Source organism: Pseudomonas sp. BIC9C (assembly GCF_034541995.1).
GTDB lineage: Bacteria > Pseudomonadota > Gammaproteobacteria > Pseudomonadales > Pseudomonadaceae > Aquipseudomonas > Aquipseudomonas fluorescens_CC.
This window is the reverse complement of sequence record NZ_JAWDGM010000007.1, coordinates 258,640-275,819: the sequence shown is the minus strand read 5'-3', so window position 1 is coordinate 275,819 and position 17,180 is coordinate 258,640. Positions and strand designations below refer to the sequence as shown.

The window sequence follows — 17,180 nt, the reverse complement described above, 5'->3', positions numbered from 1 at the left end:
ATAATCAGAGTTATTCCAAAGCTATTTGAAAAAAATCTGAACTAATCTTGCAAACCACCACTCAGAGGTACTGAATGGCTGGTGAAGCCCTTCGATGCTCCTATGTTGTGTTAAGTGTTGGCAGATATCTGGACCCCGCCCTAGCGGTCTAGAGCTTGAACCCCGGAACTTCTCCCTCCCCATATGAAGTCCGGGGTTTTTTTTGCGCGGCGAAAACTGTCCGTGATGCGCTCATGCTGCGTTAAAAGCGCGGTTCGAAATGCTCATTTAGGCCCCTAAAGTCGAACGCGACCCCGGCCGTTTCGAGCCGCGCTTTTGCCTTGCCTGAGCGCACCACAAACAGTTTTAAACCGTTATTGAATATTTGCCTCGGCACCCTTGTCCGCCAGTTCCATCCAGCCTGCCAGCACTGTGTAGGCTTCTTCCAGGCCCATGCGCTTGGGGGCCGAGAACAGCTGGATCGTCACGAGATCGCCCCAGCCCTTGCGGATTTCCGCCTGAACCTTGAGCAGCGTGTTCTTGGCTGCGCCATAGGTCAGCTTGTCCGCCTTGGTCAGCAGAATGTGCATCGGCATGCCGGCAGCCACGGCCCAGTCGAGCATCAGCAGGTCGAAATCGGTCATCGGATGGCGGATGTCCATCATCAGGATCAGACCTTTCAAACTCTCGCGCCCACCCAGGTACGCCTCGAGGTGACGCTGCCAGTGTTGCTTGAGCGGGATAGGTACTTTTGCATAACCGTAGCCCGGCAGGTCGACCAGACGGCGTTCATCGTCTAGCTTGAAGAAATTCAACAGTTGCGTGCGCCCCGGGGTTTTCGAGGTGCGCGCCAGGCTGGCATGGGTCAGGGTGTTCAAGGCACTCGACTTGCCGGCGTTGGAACGCCCGGCGAAGGCGACTTCGAAGCCCTCGTCATCCGGACATTGGTCGACTTTGGCGGCGCTGAGCATGAAGGTGGACTGTTGGCACAGACCGAGGATGGGATTCTTGAGTTGCATGGGATTTCCGATGTGGGCGGCGCCGGGAATGGGCGCGGCAAGCAGTGTCGCTTCCGTTTCAGTGACGCCAGTATATAATGCCGCAGATTTTGTGTGCGCTTTGTCCCAGCGTAGGATGAAGTTCACGAGAGCGACAGACCTTGATTGCGCACTAGAACGCAGCTCGCTCTCAACCCTGAAAAGGTCGTTTTATGACGAAATGGCTGCTAGCTGCCGGTGTCATGATGCCGCTTTACGGCGCTCAGGCTACACAGGATCCGGAAGCTGTGTACAACCGTGTTTGTGGTGCCTGTCATTCCGGCCAACTCCCCATGGCGCCGAAAAAAGGCGATCAGGAAGCTTGGACGCCGAGGTTGGCGAAAGGTATGGAGACGCTGGTGCAACACGTGACCCAGGGTTTCAAGGCGATGCCGCCGCGTGGTTTGTGCATGGACTGCAGTGCCGAGGATTACCAAGCCATCATCCTTTGGATGAGCGAGTAAACCCGGTCCATAACTCTTAACCCTTAGCCGTAGTTGGATTAGCTGATGAAGAAATTGATCGTGAGTCTGCTGTTGACCGTGGGCATCTCCGGCATGGCCCATGCTGCAGGTGAGGCAGTACAACCGGGTGATGCAAAAGCCGGTCAGGCCAAGGCCGCCGTATGTGGCGCCTGCCACGGCCCGGATGGCAACAGCATGGCGCCAAACTTTCCAAAACTGGCGGGTCAGGGGGAACGCTACCTGACCAAGCAATTGCACGACATCAAGTCGGGCAAGCGCACCGTTCTGGAAATGACCGGTCTGCTGACCAACCTGAGCGATCAGGACCTGGCGGACATCGCCGCCTACTTCGCCAGCCAGAAAGGCAGCGTCGGTGCCGCCGATCCGAAAGTCGTGGCTCGCGGTGAAGCACTGTTCCGCGGCGGCGACCTGGCCAAGGGTTTGCCATCGTGCACCGGTTGCCACTCGCCAAATGGCGCGGGCAACGCACCCGCCGGTTTCCCGCACCTGGGCGGCCAGCACGCTCAATATATCGCCAAGCAACTGACCGATTTCCGCAAGGAAGAAGGCGGCCGCAACAACGACGGCGATACCAAACCGATGCAGAGCATTGCCAAGAAGCTGAGCGACGAAGACATCGCCGCAGTGTCCAGCTACATTCAAGGCCTGCACTAAGGCCAGTGGATCGGGCGTTGAACGGGGTGCTTATTACCTGCAACGTTAACGCTCGATTAATCCGTCCCGGCAAGTATAAAAAGGGTGGCTTTGGCCGCCCTTTTTTGTGGCCGCTGCCGTTACACTACAGAACTCAAGCCCGCCAGAATCTGTCTGATGACAAGTCGCGCGAGGCGATAAAATTTGTCCAGGAGTAAAGCATGCGTAATCTGATCATCAGCGCCGTTTTTGCCGCTGCCAGCCTGTTCGGCATGACTGCCCAGGCCGCTGAAGCCCCCGCCGCACCTTTTGTCGAGCTGAGCAATCCGGTTCCGGTCGCCGTGCCTGGCAAGATCGAAGTGGTCGAGCTGTTCTGGTACGGCTGCCCGCATTGCTATGCCTTCGAACCCGTGATCAATCCGTGGGTCGAGAAACTGCCGACGGACGTGAATTTCGTGCGCATTCCAGCCATGTTCGGTGGCCCGTGGGATGCTCACGGGCAGATGTTCCTGACCCTTGAAGCCATGGGTGTCGAGCACAACGTTCACGCCGCGGTGTTCAACGCAATCCAGAAAGAACACAAGAAACTGACCGACAAGGATGACATGGCCGACTTCCTCGCTACCCAAGGCGTGGACAAGGACAAGTTCCTCGCGACGTTCGACTCTTTCGCTATCAAGGGTCAGATCGTCAAGGCGCGTGAACTGGCCAAGAAGTATGAAATCACCGGCGTTCCAACCATGATCGTCAACGGTAAGTACCGTTTTGACGTAGGCTCTGCCGGCGGTGCGGAACAGGCACTGCAACTGGCCGACAAACTGATCGACAAAGAGCGGGCGGCTAACAAGGCTGCCGCCAACTAAGGGCAGTCACTGCCATGCGCCGATGGGGTACTGAACGCATCGTTGGCCTGCATGATCCACGGGTCAACGAGCATCATCTGGAGTCCGCGGGCTTGCCCGCAGACAGTCGTCTGCGCTTGCTCAGTTTCAATATCCAGGTCGGTATCAGTACCGAGCGCTATCGGCATTACCTGACCCGGGGCTGGCAGCATCTGCTGCCGCACACCGGGCGTGCCGACAATCTGCAGAAAATCGGCAATCTGCTGGGCGACTTCGATCTGGTCGCCTTGCAAGAGGCTGATGGCGGCAGCCTGCGATCAGGCTACGTCAATCAGGTTGAACACCTGGCCCACCTCGGCGCCTTTCCCTACTGGTATCAGCAACTCAATCGCAATCTCGGTCGCCTGGCCCAGCACAGCAATGGCGTGCTCAGCCGATTGCGCCCGTGGGCCATTGAGGATCATCCATTGCCGGGGCCAAAGGGTCGCGGAGCCATTCTTGTACGGTTCGGCGAAGGCCCGGAAGCGCTGGTGGTGGTCATGATGCACCTGGCGTTGGGCGCCCGGGCGCGCAGCCTGCAACTGGCCTACATCCGCGACCTGATTGGCGACTACAAGCACCAGGTACTGATGGGCGACATGAACACCCATGCCAGTGACCTGCTGCACAACTCCGCGTTGCGCGATCTCGGCCTGCTCGCGCCGCAACTGGAAGCGACGTTCCCCAGCTGGCGCCCACAGCGTTGCCTGGACCATATCCTGCTGAGCCCGAGCCTGACCCTGGAAAAGGTCGAGGTGCTGGCACAGCCCATTTCCGATCACCTGCCGGTCGCGGTAGAGATTCGTCTACCGGGTTCGCTCACGGTCGATGCATTGCCCGCGTTGAGTCCTGCCCCTCGCGGATCCCATGAATGAGCGACGAAGCACAGCGCTGGAAAGAAAAATACCTCAAAAGCATCGAACAGCAGGAAAAGCTCGAACGTCGCTGGGACGCGCGGCTCGACTTGCTGCGTCGTGGACTGGTGCGCAGCACCCTGGCCGCGGAAGGCACTGACCGCGCCGTTGACCAATGCATGAAGGAAATGCGCGAGGTCGTGCGTACCGACGACATGGACGCTGGCCTGGCCGCGCTGATTCCACGCCTGGAAAAAGCTGTGCTCGACTCGGAGCAGCGTCGGGAAACCCGGGTCAACCAGACCAGTGCCGCCCTGTCTGCGCTGGTCACTCAGTTGCAAACATTGCCGCTGCCACGGGATGTGAGCCGGCCACTCAAGAGCTTCGCCAAGCAGCTGGATGCGCGGGTCAGTCAGGCGCGTGAGATACCCTTGTTGCTCAGCGAGCTGAGTGGCTTGCAAGGCAAGGCCCTGAGCCAGCTGGAGACTCCAACGGAGCCTGGTCGGCCGGGCTTGCTGCAGCGGTTGTTCGGTGGTCGTGAAGCGGAGGAGACGGCAACTTCTCCTGCGCCGGCCACCCTTGTAACCGAGAGCCCCGCGGCGATTATCGAGTCGGACCCGGTCGTGATTGAGCCGGCAATCTTCGAAGTACCTGCAGCTGAGCGAGTTGAAGGCGAGTCCGTGCTGACCGAGCCGGCAGCCGTGGCTGTTGCACCCCTGGTTGCGGAGCCTCAACCAGCCAGTGCAGTTGCGGCAGAAATCGAATCGGCCGAGGAACCGACTCCGGAAACCATCGCGAAACCGCCTGAGCCGGAAGCCAACCCTGATGAGCTGACCGCGCAAGCATCGACGGATAGCTTGCCCTTGCCTCCGATTCCGACGGAAGACTTGGTCGCCGCCGATCAGGCGCCATCCGGGCATGACATTCTCTACGCACTCCCGGATTCCCCCGAGCCCTCCTACAGCTCGGTGGCCAGTCACATCGAAGACACGCTGCTGGGTCTGCTTGAAGACCTGACATTGCCCGAACGTCATCGCCCGCAAGCCGAATCCATGCGCGATCGTCTGAAAAACGGTCTGAACTGGTACGAATTGCTGCCTATTCTCGACGACTTTGCCACGTTGATGTTGGCCATTACCGACAGCGGCCAGCACGAGTTCGAAGCCTATCTGCAACGACTTAACGAGCGCCTCGAATCGTTCCAGAGCAACTTGCAGGCCGCCACCGCAGGACACGCCGACAACCGTTCGGCGGCGCGGCAGATGGACACGCAGATCCGCGAACAGGTCGATGGCTTGCAAAGCAGCATGCAGGAAGCCGCGGACCTGGAAGACCTCAAGCACGTCCTGGAAAACCATCTCGAAGGCTTGCTGGGCACCATGGACCAGCACCAGAAACAGCGCGATGAACGCGAGCAAGAGGTCGCTGCACGCCTGCACAGCCTGGCCGAACGGGTCGCCCATATGGAGCAGGAGGCCCAGGGTTACCGCGAGCACCTTGAAGAGCAACGTCAGAAGGCATTGGTCGACCCGTTGACCAGCCTGCCCAACCGCGCGGCCTGGAGCGAGCGCCTGGATCAGGAAGTCAAACAATGGCAGCAACAGGGCAACACGCTGATGCTGGCCATGCTCGATCTCGATCATTTCAAGCGCATCAACGATAACTACGGGCACCTGGCCGGTGACAAAGTGCTGAAAATCATTGCCAGCGTGCTGCGCAAGCGTCTGCGCGGAACGGATTTCATTGCCCGGTTTGGTGGTGAAGAGTTTGTGCTGTTAATGCCATCCACGTTGCCAGCAGCGGGGCTGAAGCTGCTGGAAAACTTGCGTGCCTCCATTGAGGCCTGCCCGTTCCACTTCAAGGGCGAGCCGGTGACCATTACCGTGTCTATCGGAATGACGGGGTTCAGACCGGGTGAGCACAGCGATCAAGCGCTTAAAAGAGCCGATCAGGCGCTGTATCGAGCAAAAAATGCCGGCCGCAACCGGGTGGAGCCGGGCTGACGATCATTTGTTCCATTTTGTTTAATTCGATGGGATTGCCGTCAGCTCGCAAGGCATTACGTTACACTGTTGCATTATTTTTTGTGTGTACTGCCTTTCGCCATGAAATATTTTGCTCTGATCGTGTCACTGATCCTTCTGGCCGGCTGTGCCAGCGGCCCCCGTTTCGACACCAGCCACCCTTCGGCCAATTACGACAGCCGCGTGCAATTTGTGGTGGTGCATTACACCAATGCTTCGCTGGAGCGTTCGTTGCAATTGCTGACCCACGGTGAAGTCAGCAGTCATTACCTGATCGGCGACGACAAGGGCGCCACCATCTACAAGTTGATGGATGAAAATGTTCGGGCCTGGCACGCCGGGGAGAGCGAGTGGAATGGCCGGACCTGGCTGAACTCCAGTTCCATCGGTATCGAAATCGTCAACCCGGGCTTCAAGGACACCCCGACCGGACGCGTGTGGTATCCCTACACCGAAGACCAGGTCCAGTCGTTGATCGTGTTGCTCAAGGACATCAGCAAACGCCACGGCATAAAGCCTCGCGACATTATCGGCCATAGCGATATTGCACCCTTGCGCAAGCTGGACCCGGGGCCGCTGTTCCCCTGGAAGCGTCTGGCCGCCGAAGGCCTGGGTATCTGGCCGAACGAACAGTCGGTGGCGCGCCAGCAAATGCAGTTCGCCGAACAGTTGCCGAGCATCAGCTGGTTTCAGGCGCAGTTGGCCCGCCTGGGTTATGCCTCGCCACAAACCGGCGAGCTCGATGTCGCGACACGACATGTGATAGCGGCATTCCAGATGCATTTTCGCCCGGCGCGCTTCGATGGCACTCCGGATGCGCAAACTGCAGCGCTACTCTTGGTGTTGAATCAGACAAAATAATGACGCCCGCCCGACGGTCAGGGCTTTTTCCCAATCAGCAGCTATAACTCATTGGTAATACTTCGGATATTGCACAATGCCAGCAGCTCGAGAGACCTTCCCTGGTTGGTTCCGTCACCCCTGGTTCCTGGGGCTGATGTCTGCTGTCTTGAGCGCAACGTTATTGATGGCTGGCAGCCTGTTCGTCGCCATACACCAGGTCGAGCAAAACGAAAGCGAAGAAATGAATGCTCAGGGCGAGCGCTTCCTCGCCCGGCTGGAACAGCTCTTCGGGCAACTGCGTGAAAGCCTTGATGACCTTGAAGCACAACCGTTGCGCGGCTGCGATGCTGAAATGATCGCGACCTTGCAACAGGTTACGTTCAATTATCGCTTCGTCTACGAAGCTGCCTACATGGACTCCTCGCGAATCTGCTCCAATCGACCTCGCCAGGAAGGGTTGTCGCTGATTCGATCGCCAGACATCAAGGGCCCGACTTACAGCTATTGGCTCAACACCACCACCGAACCCGATGAAAACCGCGCCGCGCTGATGCTCGGGCGCGGGAATTTCCGGGTCGCGACCTCTCGCGGGCATTTGACCGATATGGTCGACCTGTCTCCGGGCAGCAGCCTGCTGGTTGTCCTGGATCATGGTGCGCGGGCGATTCCGGTGTTGGGTGCTACTCAGATCTGGCCGCCGGTCGAGTCCTGGCCACCAAGAAACCGTGATGCGCTGCAGATCATCCAGACACGCCTGATATACCGCATGCCCACCGACAACCCGGAGTATCAATTGGTGTTGATCAGCCCGCGTAGCGGTATGCACATCCCGGCGGTCTGGTGGTGGCTGCTGCCGGCCAGCCTGGCACTGGGCATATGCGTTGGGTTCCTGGTGTTTCTGCTGGTGCGTCAGCGGCAGTCGCTGGACGCCGAACTGACCGGGGCGATTCGCCGTGGCGAGTTGCAGGTGCTGTATCAACCGATCTTCGACCTCGATAGCCGCAACTGTGTCGGGGCTGAAGCGCTGCTGCGCTGGCGCAGGCCGGACGGCACCCTGACCAGTCCCGACCTGTTCATTCCGATGGCGGAGAATACCGGGCAGATTCGCCAGATGACGGACTTCGTCCTGCAACGCCTGCTTGAGCAACTCGGCCAGTTGCTGCGTGCCAACCCGCAACTGTATATCTCGGTCAATCTCGCGGCGTGTGATGTGATGGTTCCGCGGATCGGCCAGGTGATGGCGAGGCTGCTGACCCTGCACCGCGTCGCTGCGCGGCAAATTGCCTTTGAGGTCACCGAGCGCGGGCTGGTCGATGTGGTGGTGGCGCGGGAAAACCTGCAGTCCTTGCGGGATGTCGGGCACCAGGTGTTGATCGATGACTTTGGCACCGGCTATTGCAGCCTCGCCTATTTGCAAACCCTGCCGGTGGATTGCCTGAAAATCGACAAGGCGTTCATTGATGCGTTGGGCCATGACGCCGCCAGCAGCGGTGTGGCCCCGCACATCATTCACATGGCCCAGTCGCTGCACCTGAAGGTGATTGCCGAGGGCATCGAACATGAAGCTCAGGCCGAGTTCCTGAGCAGTGAAGGCGTGAAGTTCGGCCAGGGCTGGCTGTTCGCCCACGCATTGAGCGCGGTTCAGTTCATTGAATTGATAACCCGGGGGCGACGCCTGGCTGGCCGGCGCCTGGATGACGAAGCGTGACCGCGACCTAAACGGTCAGCGCCATGTAGAACTGGGTACCCTGCCCCGGCCGTGAATAGACGCCCATCCGCCCGCCATGCAATTGCACGATTTCCTTGCACAAGGCCAGGCCGAGCCCGGCTCCGCCCTTCTTGCGCCCGACCTGCACGAACGGCTCGAAGATCCGCCCCTGCTGACCGTAGGCAATGCCTTCGCCGTTGTCCTCGACGCTGATGATGATCCGGTCGCCGTGGCGCCGGGCCTGCAGGCGTATCCGCCCGCCGGAGCCGGTATGACGCAAGGCGTTGTCGAGCAAGTTGTCGAGTACCCGGTCCAGCTGTGGCTGGTCGGCCTGCAACCGCGGCAAAGGCCCCTGCACTTCCACCAGCAGACTGATTTCCTTCTCTTCGGCCGATGAGGCAAAGCGTGACTGAGCCTGTTCCAGCAACGCTTCGATGGAACACGGTGCCAGAGTGAGTTTCTGCAAGCCGTTCTGGTAACGGGAGAAATTCAGCAGGTCATTGATCAACTGCATCAGCCGCTGCATCTCTTCATTCACCGTGTCGAGCAGGTCGGCTTCCCGGGAATCCGCGGCAAAGTGTGTGCGCTCACGGAACAGTCCGAAGGCCATGTGCATGCCGGTGACCGGTGTGCGCAATTCATGGGAGGCGCGCAATACAAATTCGCTGCGCACCCGTTCGAAGGCACGCTGTTCCGTGACGTCATGCAGCACCATCACAGCACCGAGAATATGGCCCTGGGTATGGCTGACCGGGGTCAGGCTATAGGTCAGCAGTCGCGACTCACCGTCGACTTCGATACTCAAGTCTTCCGGCGCCCGCTCCAGCGTGCCACCGCGCAGCACCAGTTGCAGTTGCTCATCGAGTTCTGGGCGCTCAAGCGCCGTGCCCAACCCTTGACCCAGGCGATCGGACTCCCAGCCCAGTTGACGCTGAGCCACGGGGTTAAGGTGTTCCAGATGGCCCTGACGGTCGATCATCAGCAGTCCGTCGTCGATGCTGTCGAGCACGGCCTGCAAACGCTGCTGACCGGCCAGCAACTCATCGACGTTGGTGGCCTGATGTTCACGCAGCGCCTGGGCCATGATCCCGAAACGCCGGGTCAGCTGGTTCAGCTCCATCGCCGAAGAGATCGGCAGGGTGACATCGAAATTGCCCTGGCCGATATTGTCCGCCGCCTTGGCCAAGGCCTCGATGGGCTCGCCGAAACGCCGGGCCATAGCCTGCGCAGTCACGAAGCCGATGATCAGTACCGCCAGCCCCACCAGGCCAAGTAACCCGGCAATCAGCAGTGCCCGCTCCCGGGCCTGGCGCTCGGTATCGTTGATGTTATCCAGCGCGCGTTTGTGCTCGGCGATCAGGCCATTGCGCAGTGCGTTGAATTTATCTGTGAGGTCGTTCTGGTTGCTGAGTACATTGGAGGTATCCGGCGATGCTTCATAAGCCTGGATAAAACGCTCGTAATCGGCCTTGGCTTTTCTGAAACCGTATTCGCTGCCTGTTTCTGCCGGTTCCTGGGCAATGCCTTGTTCGAGCAGTTCGAAGTAATGCTGCTTCGAGGCCGCGAAGGCCGCAGAGTCGGGTTTCTCGCTCAGCATGATGATTAACTGGTCACCCAGGGTCTGACGCAGCTTGAGCCCCAGGTCCAGGGTGATGAAGTTACTGCGGATCAGTGCTTCCTGGCTGCCGGCCATCTGCATCACGCTGACCAGCCCGAGCGAGAGCCCGAGCAAGGCGACGGTGATCAGGGCGGAGATGCTCAGGAAAAGCCGGGCCCGCAGTTTCATCGCCAGTTTCATCGGCTATTGCTCACAAGTTGTACTGCTTGCGTTTGCGGTACAGCGTCGAGGCGTCGATGCCCAGGGTTTTGGCCGCCTGGTCCAGCGTGTCGGCGGTGGCGAGGATCGCGCCGATGTGGGCCTTCTCCAGCTCATCCAGGCTCAATGCCGCGCCGATGCGAGGTGTATTGTTGGCTGGGGTTTCGGCCATGCCCAGATGACTGATCTCGACCCGCTCCTGCGGACAGATGATGCTCGCCCGCTCGATCACGTTGCGCAGCTCACGGATGTTGCCCGGCCAGCGATAGCTCAGCAGTGCTTCCCGAGCCTCATCGCTGAAGGTGCGCGCGGGACGGGCGTACTCCTTGACGAAACGCGCCAGGAAACGATCGGCCAGGTTGAGAATATCTTCGCGGCGTTCGCGTAGCGGTGGCAGGTGCAAGGTAATGACATTCAGGCGATAGAGCAGGTCTTCACGGAAACGACCGTCGCGGACCATGTCCTCAAGGTTGAGGTTGGTGGCCGCAAGGATGCGCACATCGGCCCGTCGGGTCACCGGGTCACCGACGCGCTCATATTCTTTGTCCTGAATAAAACGCAGCAACTTGGGCTGCAATGTCAGGGGAAAGTCACCGATTTCATCGAGAAACAGCGTGCCGCCGTCAGCCTGGTTGACTCGGCCCAGGGTGCTTTCGCTGGCGCCGGTGAAGGCGCCGCGACTGTGGCCGAAGAGTTCGCTTTCCATGAGCTCGGTGGTCAGTGACGGGCAGTTGATCGTGACGCAGGATTTCTTCGCGCGTTTACTCCAGCCATGAATGGCTTGGGACAGTTCGCCCTTACCGGTACCGGATTCACCAAGAATCAGGATATTGGCATCGGTCGTGGCAACCTGGCGGGCGGTTTCAAGTACCACTTTCATGGCCGGGCTGTGGGAGTCCAGACCATCCTTGGGCTTGCGCACTTCACCTTCCAGGGCCTCCAGTCGCGCCGACAGTTGTCGCACTTCCAATTGCTTGGCGGTTGCCAGGCGCAATTGATCGGGGCTGCACGGTTTGACCAGATAGTCGGCGGCACCGGCCTGGATGGCATCCACCGCCGTGTCGACGGCCGAGTGCGCAGTGACGATCACCACCCGCATCCAGGGCGCCTGGATACGCATCTGGGCCAGCACATCGAGGCCGTTGTCTTCACCCAGGCGCAAATCGAGGAAGCACAGGTCGAAGACCTGTCGCTGCAACAGGGTTTCTGCCTGCGCGGCGCTAGTGGCGGTGGCCACGCTGTAGCCTTCGTCTTCAAGGCAATAACGGAAGGTACGCAGGATAGCGGACTCATCATCCACCAGTAGAATGCGGCCTTGATGCTCATTGGCTGATTCCATTTTCCTGCGCTCCTTAATGAATGATCTTTATTTAGGCCCGGAAAAATCGGGCAAGTTGCATGATTGATTCTGGGCCAATGCTGTCATGGCAGAGTAGCTTTCATCCGATGTATCGGTTAGCCACCTGATTATGCGGGTCTTTTAATAGATGTCCGGTTCCTGACAGTGGACAGCCTGTATTTCTGACATCCGCGCCCTTCTCTCAATTCAAAAAATTTACACCTTCCCTTCAAGAGAATCGTGCAATACGCACGACTGCACCCGTGGCATCGTGCAGGATGCGCGCGAAATGATTTCTTTGGTGTTAATAAGTTATTGAAATAAAAGGAAATTATTTCGAGAAAAAGCTGGCATGCGGGCTGCAATTGTCTGGTTAACCAGGGCATTCAAAAACAAACGCCCGCTATCGAATACCGACCCAAGTGGTAGGAGCTCCAGGATGAACCGTCAACGTGTCGCCCGCCTGCACCTGTCGCCTGTGCATATCCAGCAAGGACTGTTTGCTGTTCTGGCGCTGTTGATCACCCTGATCGGCGGCCAGCAATTTCTGCGCTGGGAGCAGAGTCAGCAGCCGGCAGCACCATTCCTGTCGACTCCGCATGCGACCCAAACCCATTTCAGCGCTGTCAGCAGCGGTCAGGCCGATAGCCCCCCGATACGCATGATGGATGTCGACCAGGCGGGGCCTGTGGGTGAGATGCGTCATCAAGAGCGTTGGGTGTTCTAGGCAAAACTTCCGCCGCACCCGATGCGCCGGGAAACGCAGCACCTCTAAACACAAGTGTAAGGAGAATCACCATGTTGAGCTGGGCAATCACATTCCTGATCATCGCCATCGTCGCCGCCGTACTGGGCTTCGGTGGTATCGCGGGCACCGCCACGGGTATCGCCAAGATTCTGTTTGTCGTGTTCCTGGTGATGTTCATTGCCTCCTTCTTCTTTGGCCGTCGTGGTCGAGGCTGATATGAGAGGAGGTCACAGCGCCTCCTTCCACCTGCGTCACCTGAGGAAGGCTGGCGCATGACCAAGGGGTCGGGATGTTCTGCCTGCTTCAGGGGCGGAGTGACCTACGGGTACAGGGAGTGCCTGCGCAAGGGCCGGGTCAGGAAAAGCTGCTGCGCAAGTTCGCCGGACCGCCATGGCTCGACGGACTTGCGAAGGGCTTGAACACGCAACACATTGAAATAGAGCGCTCGTCTCGGTTTCACCAGTGTTATCGCTTCCTTGTCCTTGTTACGTCGCAAAATACTTTTCCTGGTGTTTCACCAGCGACCGTATATCGAGAAAAATCCATTTTCTTTGGCTGTGATTTTTCGCTTCGTCCTGCGGGATTCTGCTGAAAAATCAACGCTCAGCCATTGCTCAAAAAACATTCAATCTGCTCTGTGATGACCGGTTCACGGCACTTATGCCTGCTGAAATGTCGTATTCGAACCGGTTGCGACGTCGCTTTCGGTAAAAAAACCTCATGCCGATTCGGCATGGGGTAGGCGTTTACGGCATTAGACGGCGCTCCCTTGCATCGGAATAGTTGCGCCTTTTTTCGCCTGCCAGAGAGCCGTCAATACGCGCTCCGGGGCACCTTATACGGGGGGCAGATGCACTAGACTTTTTCGCCATAAGCGTTCCAGTTCGCGCATCTCCCTGAGTCAAACAACAAGTAAGGGTAAAGATATGAAGAAGGCAAAGCTTAGCCTCGCCTGGCAGATCCTCATCGGTCTGGTATTGGGGATTGCAATCGGTGCGCTGCTCAACCATTTCAGTGCCGAAAAAGCCTGGTGGATCAGCAACGTCCTGCAACCGGCAGGCGATATCTTTATCCGTCTGATCAAGATGATCGTGATTCCGATCGTCATCTCCTCCCTGATCGTCGGCATTGCCGGCGTTGGTGACGCCAAGAAGCTGGGGCGCATCGGCTTCAAGACCATCATCTACTTCGAGATCGTCACCACCATCGCCATCGTGGTCGGTCTGCTGCTGGCCAACCTGTTCCATCCGGGTGCCGGCATCGATATGAGCACCCTGGGCACTGTGGACATTTCAAGTACCAGGCCACGGCGGCCGAGGTTCAGCATGAACACGCGTTCATCGAAACCATCCTCAACCTGATCCCGTCGAACATCTTTGCGGCCATGGTTCGCGGTGAAATGCTGCCGATCATCTTCTTCTCCGTATTGTTCGGTCTCGGTTTTGTCGAGCCTGCAGGCGGACCTGCGCGAGCCGCTGGTGAAGATGTTCCAGGGCGTATCGGAAAGCATGTTCAAGGTCACTCACATGATCATGAACTACGCCCCGATCGGCGTGTTCGCGCTGATCGCGGTGACGGTGGCCAACTTCGGCTTCGCGTCGCTGTTGCCGCTGGCCAAACTGGTGATCCTGGTTTACTTCGCCATTGCCTTCTTCGCTTTCGTGATCCTGGGCCTGATCGCTCGCCTGTTCGGCTTCTCGGTGATCAAGTTGATGCGCATCTTCAAGGATGAGCTGGTACTGGCCTACTCCACCGCCAGCTCCGAAACCGTGCTGCCGCGCGTGATCGAGAAGATGGAAGCCTACGGCGCGCCGAAAGCCATTTGCAGCTTCGTGGTGCCGACCGGTTACTCGTTCAACCTCGACGGTTCGACCCTGTACCAAAGCATCGCGGCGATCTTCATTGCCCAGCTGTATGGCATCGACCTGTCGATCAGCCAACAACTTCTGCTGGTACTGACGTTGATGGTCACCTCCAAAGGCATCGCCGGCGTACCTGGCGTGTCCTTCGTGGTACTGCTGGCCACCCTGGGCAGCGTCGGTATTCCACTGGAAGGCCTGGCGTTCATCGCCGGTGTCGACCGCGTCATGGACATGGCCCGTACCGCACTGAACGTGATCGGCAACGCTCTGGCCGTTCTGGTTATCGCTCGTTGGGAAGGCATGTACGACGACGCCAAGGGCCAGCGCTACTGGAACTCCCTTCCGCACTGGCGCAGCAAGGAAAAACTGCCGGCGGGCGAAGTTTCCAAAAACTGATGCAACACCCCTTGTGGGAGCAGGCTTGCTCCGGGCGGCGATCCGACGAAAGCGGTCTGGCAACCAGCATTAATGCTGAAGCTGATGACCTCTTCGCGAGCAAGCCCGCTCCCACATGGGGTCGGTGCAGTCAATAACAGTCAAACCCCGGAGAAATCCGGGGTTTGTCGTTTCTGGCCACCCCGCTATCATTCGCGGATCTTTTGGGGGATTTGACTGATGCTCAATGGCCTGTGGCTTGGCTTCTTCATCGTGGCCGCCGTATCGGCGCTGGCCCAGTGGCTGATTGGCGGTAACGCCGGGATATTCGCGGCGATGGTGGAAAGCATTTTTGCCATGGCCAAGCTGTCGGTCGAAGTCATGGTGCTGCTGTTCGGCACCCTCACCCTCTGGCTCGGCTTTCTGCGCATTGCCGAGAAAGCCGGGATCGTCGAATGGTTGGCCAAGGCCTTGGGGCCGCTGTTTTTGCGCCTGATGCCTGAAGTCCCGCCTGGTCATCCGGCCATCGGCCTGATCACCCTTAACTTCGCCGCCAATGGCCTGGGCCTGGACAACGCCGCCACACCCATCGGCCTCAAGGCCATGAAGGCGCTGCAAGAACTCAATCCCAGCGCAACCGTCGCCAGCAACGCACAGATTCTGTTCCTGGTGCTCAACGCCTCCTCGTTGACCCTGCTGCCGGTGACCATCTTTATGTATCGCGCCCAGCAAGGCGCGCCTGACCCGACGCTGGTGTTCCTGCCGATCCTGCTGGCGACCAGTTGCTCGACCATTGTCGGTTTCCTGTCAGTGGCGTTCATGCAGCGTTTGCGCATCTGGGACCCAGTGGTGCTGGCCTACCTGATCCCCGGTGCCCTCGCCCTCGGTGCTTTCATGGCGTTGCTGGCGACCCTCTCGGCGACTGCACTCGCCGGCTTGTCATCGATCCTCGGCAACCTGACGCTGTTTGGCCTGATCATGCTGTTTCTGCTGATCGGTGCGCTGCGCAAAGTGAAGGTCTACGAGGCCTTCGTCGAAGGTGCCAAAGAGGGTTTCGATGTCGCCAAGAACTTGCTGCCCTACCTGGTGGCGATGCTCTGCGCGGTGGGTGTTCTGCGAGCCTCCGGGGCGCTGGACTTCGGTTTGGACGGGATTCGCCATCTGGTGGCATGGGCCGGCTGGGACACGCGCTTCGTCGATGCGCTGCCGACGGCGATGGTCAAACCCTTCTCGGGCAGCGCCGCCCGGGCGATGTTGATTGAAACCATGAAGACTTCGGGCGTAGACAGCTTCCCGGCGCTGGTGGCGGCAACGGTCCAGGGCAGTACCGAGACCACGTTCTATGTCTTGGCAGTGTACTTCGGTGCCGTGGGCATCCAGCGCGCACGCCATGCGGTTGGCTGTGCATTGCTGGCGGAGCTTGCCGGGGTGTTGGGTGCAATCGGGGTTTGCTACTGGTTCTTTGGTTGATGGGTGCCGTCAGCCAGCGTTTTCAACGCTGCTTTGCGCTGGTCCATGGGCAAGGCGCCGAGCTTCTCCACAGCCGCATAAAACTGCCGCCAGTTGCCATTGACCTGACGGAACAGCGCCTCAAATGCCGGTACCCATTGATCGTACAAGCCAAACGGCAATAGCCGGGCATTGTTCATGGGGGCATAGATCCAGGCGTCGTAGCGTTTGTCTCCAGCCCACTGACGGTCGCGCATTTGCCGGTACTCGCTGCGCAAGCGCTCGAACTCGGCCGCCTTGCGCTGGCGCATTTGTTCGGTGGGCAATGGCAAGGTGTAGAGCAGTTCCAGTCGGGTGCGGGTCTTGAGCACCAACCCGGTGAACTGCTCGCGCTGACGCGCCTGCGCATTGTTATCCGGTGGCAGGTCGCGGTAGGCGCGCCACTGGCGAGTACCTTCCTGCTCGACGAAGGTGGCAAAGGATTCGTTGAACTCCGTGTCGTCCTTCACATAGAAACGTTGATGGGCCAACTCGTGAAAGATCAGGGTGGCCAGCCGCTCATCGCCCCAGCCCATCATCGAACTGATGATCGGGTCATTGAACCAGCCAAGTGTCGAGTACGCTTCGACGCCACCAATCGACACGTCCATGCCCTGTAAGCGTTGCACAGCCGCTTCGCCGCGGGCTGCGCTCTGGCTGTAGTAACCGCGGTAGGCCACGCAACCGGCAACGGGGAAACAGTGGTTTGCGGGCTTGAGGGAAAATTCCGGCGTGGCGAAGACATTCCAGACGACGAAAGGACGCCCAATGTCGGCGTACAAGCGGTAACTCTGGTTATCCGGCAGGTGCAATTGCCGGCTGGCGAACGTTCGGGCTTTTTGCGATTGCTCAAGGCGTGTACGCAGTTTTTCATCGCGCGCCGGGTCGGCAATCACGTTGGAAACAGGCTCCCTGGCCCGCAACAACTGCAGTTGGCCGCTGGCCAATTGGCTGTAATAGCTGACGCTGGCGCAACCGTTGAGCAACAAAAACAACACACTCGGAAACAAAACGCGAAAAACGCGATCAAGTAACCCAAGGCTAGGAAGCGGCCTGAACACAATAATTCTTCCTTGGAGAGTCTTTGCACAAGACTATCCCGCTTGAA

The 17,180-nt window shown here is 58.9% G+C and carries 14 protein-coding genes and 1 pseudogene; 11 read left to right on the top strand and 4 right to left on the bottom strand.

The genetic code is table 11. The features are described 5' to 3' along the window. Nucleotides 1-353 precede the first annotated feature (353 nt). Entirely contained in the window at nt 354-998 is a 645-nt protein-coding gene (gene yihA / locus RS887_RS27155; protein WP_322617794.1) for a ribosome biogenesis GTP-binding protein YihA/YsxC, read from the bottom strand. Between the two features lie 191 nt (nt 999-1,189). Here yihA and RS887_RS27150 point away from each other — a divergent pair, with 191 nt between their 5' ends. The 7 genes from RS887_RS27150 to RS887_RS27120 all read left to right on the top strand — a co-directional run bounded on the left by RS887_RS27150 (nt 1,190) and on the right by RS887_RS27120 (nt 8,444). Beyond that, nucleotides 1,190-1,480 (top strand): c-type cytochrome, encoded by a 291-nt coding sequence (locus RS887_RS27150; RefSeq protein ID WP_322617793.1) that lies wholly within the window; start codon nt 1,190-1,192, stop codon nt 1,478-1,480. Between the two features lie 45 nt (nt 1,481-1,525). Further along, entirely contained in the window at nt 1,526-2,155 is a 630-nt protein-coding gene (locus tag RS887_RS27145) for a c-type cytochrome (RefSeq protein WP_008018457.1), read from the top strand. Between the two features lie 200 nt (nt 2,156-2,355). Continuing rightward, the gene (locus RS887_RS27140; RefSeq protein ID WP_322617792.1) at nt 2,356-2,997 is read left to right on the top strand and encodes a thiol:disulfide interchange protein DsbA/DsbL; all 642 of its coding nucleotides are present in this window, start codon (nt 2,356-2,358) and stop codon (nt 2,995-2,997) included. Nucleotides 2,998-3,011: 14 nt separating this feature from the next. Then, on the top strand, nt 3,012-3,890 hold the full coding sequence (locus RS887_RS27135; RefSeq protein ID WP_322617791.1) for an endonuclease/exonuclease/phosphatase family protein: 879 nt from the start codon (nt 3,012-3,014) through the stop codon (nt 3,888-3,890). Next, on the top strand, nt 3,887-5,872 hold the full coding sequence (locus RS887_RS27130; protein ID WP_322617790.1) for a diguanylate cyclase: 1,986 nt from the start codon (nt 3,887-3,889) through the stop codon (nt 5,870-5,872). The genes RS887_RS27135 and RS887_RS27130 overlap by 4 nt, the downstream gene beginning before the upstream one ends. A 102-nt stretch (nt 5,873-5,974) precedes the next feature. Further along, a complete protein-coding gene (locus tag RS887_RS27125) occupies nt 5,975-6,754 on the top strand; it encodes an N-acetylmuramoyl-L-alanine amidase (protein WP_322617789.1) in 780 nt (259 codons plus the stop codon). 76 nt (nt 6,755-6,830) lie between these two features. Beyond that, a complete protein-coding gene (locus tag RS887_RS27120; protein WP_322617788.1) occupies nt 6,831-8,444 on the top strand; it encodes an EAL domain-containing protein in 1,614 nt (537 codons plus the stop codon). Between the two features lie 7 nt (nt 8,445-8,451). Here the strand turns inward: RS887_RS27120 and RS887_RS27115 are convergent, their stop codons facing one another. Together RS887_RS27115 and algB are read right to left on the bottom strand one after the other, a co-directional pair. Continuing rightward, on the bottom strand, nt 8,452-10,242 hold the full coding sequence (locus RS887_RS27115) for a KinB sensor domain-containing domain (protein WP_322617787.1): 1,791 nt from the start codon (nt 10,240-10,242) through the stop codon (nt 8,452-8,454). Nucleotides 10,243-10,252: 10 nt separating this feature from the next. Beyond that, complete coding sequence (algB, locus tag RS887_RS27110) at nt 10,253-11,599, bottom strand: sigma-54-dependent response regulator transcription factor AlgB (RefSeq protein ID WP_322617786.1); 1,347 nt, start codon at nt 11,597-11,599, stop codon at nt 10,253-10,255. 439 nt (nt 11,600-12,038) lie between these two features. On the opposite strand from algB, the gene RS887_RS27105 reads away from it, so the two are divergent. From RS887_RS27105 to RS887_RS27090, 4 genes and pseudogenes are all read left to right on the top strand, one after another. Then, a complete protein-coding gene (locus tag RS887_RS27105; protein WP_322617785.1) occupies nt 12,039-12,326 on the top strand; it encodes a hypothetical protein in 288 nt (95 codons plus the stop codon). 71 nt (nt 12,327-12,397) lie between these two features. Further along, the gene (locus RS887_RS27100) at nt 12,398-12,562 is read left to right on the top strand and encodes a DUF1328 domain-containing protein (protein WP_003170804.1); all 165 of its coding nucleotides are present in this window, start codon (nt 12,398-12,400) and stop codon (nt 12,560-12,562) included. Between the two features lie 711 nt (nt 12,563-13,273). Continuing rightward, nucleotides 13,274-14,605: pseudogene (gene gltP, locus RS887_RS27095) on the top strand (glutamate/aspartate:proton symporter GltP). Between the two features lie 219 nt (nt 14,606-14,824). Next, nucleotides 14,825-16,054, top strand: coding sequence for a nucleoside recognition domain-containing protein (locus RS887_RS27090; RefSeq protein WP_322617784.1), 1,230 nt, complete (start codon nt 14,825-14,827; stop codon nt 16,052-16,054). Here RS887_RS27090 and RS887_RS27085 read toward each other — a convergent pair. Beyond that, a complete protein-coding gene (locus RS887_RS27085; RefSeq protein WP_322617783.1) occupies nt 16,036-17,133 on the bottom strand; it encodes an aminopeptidase in 1,098 nt (365 codons plus the stop codon). The genes RS887_RS27090 and RS887_RS27085 overlap by 19 nt on opposite strands. Nucleotides 17,134-17,180 lie beyond the last annotated feature (47 nt).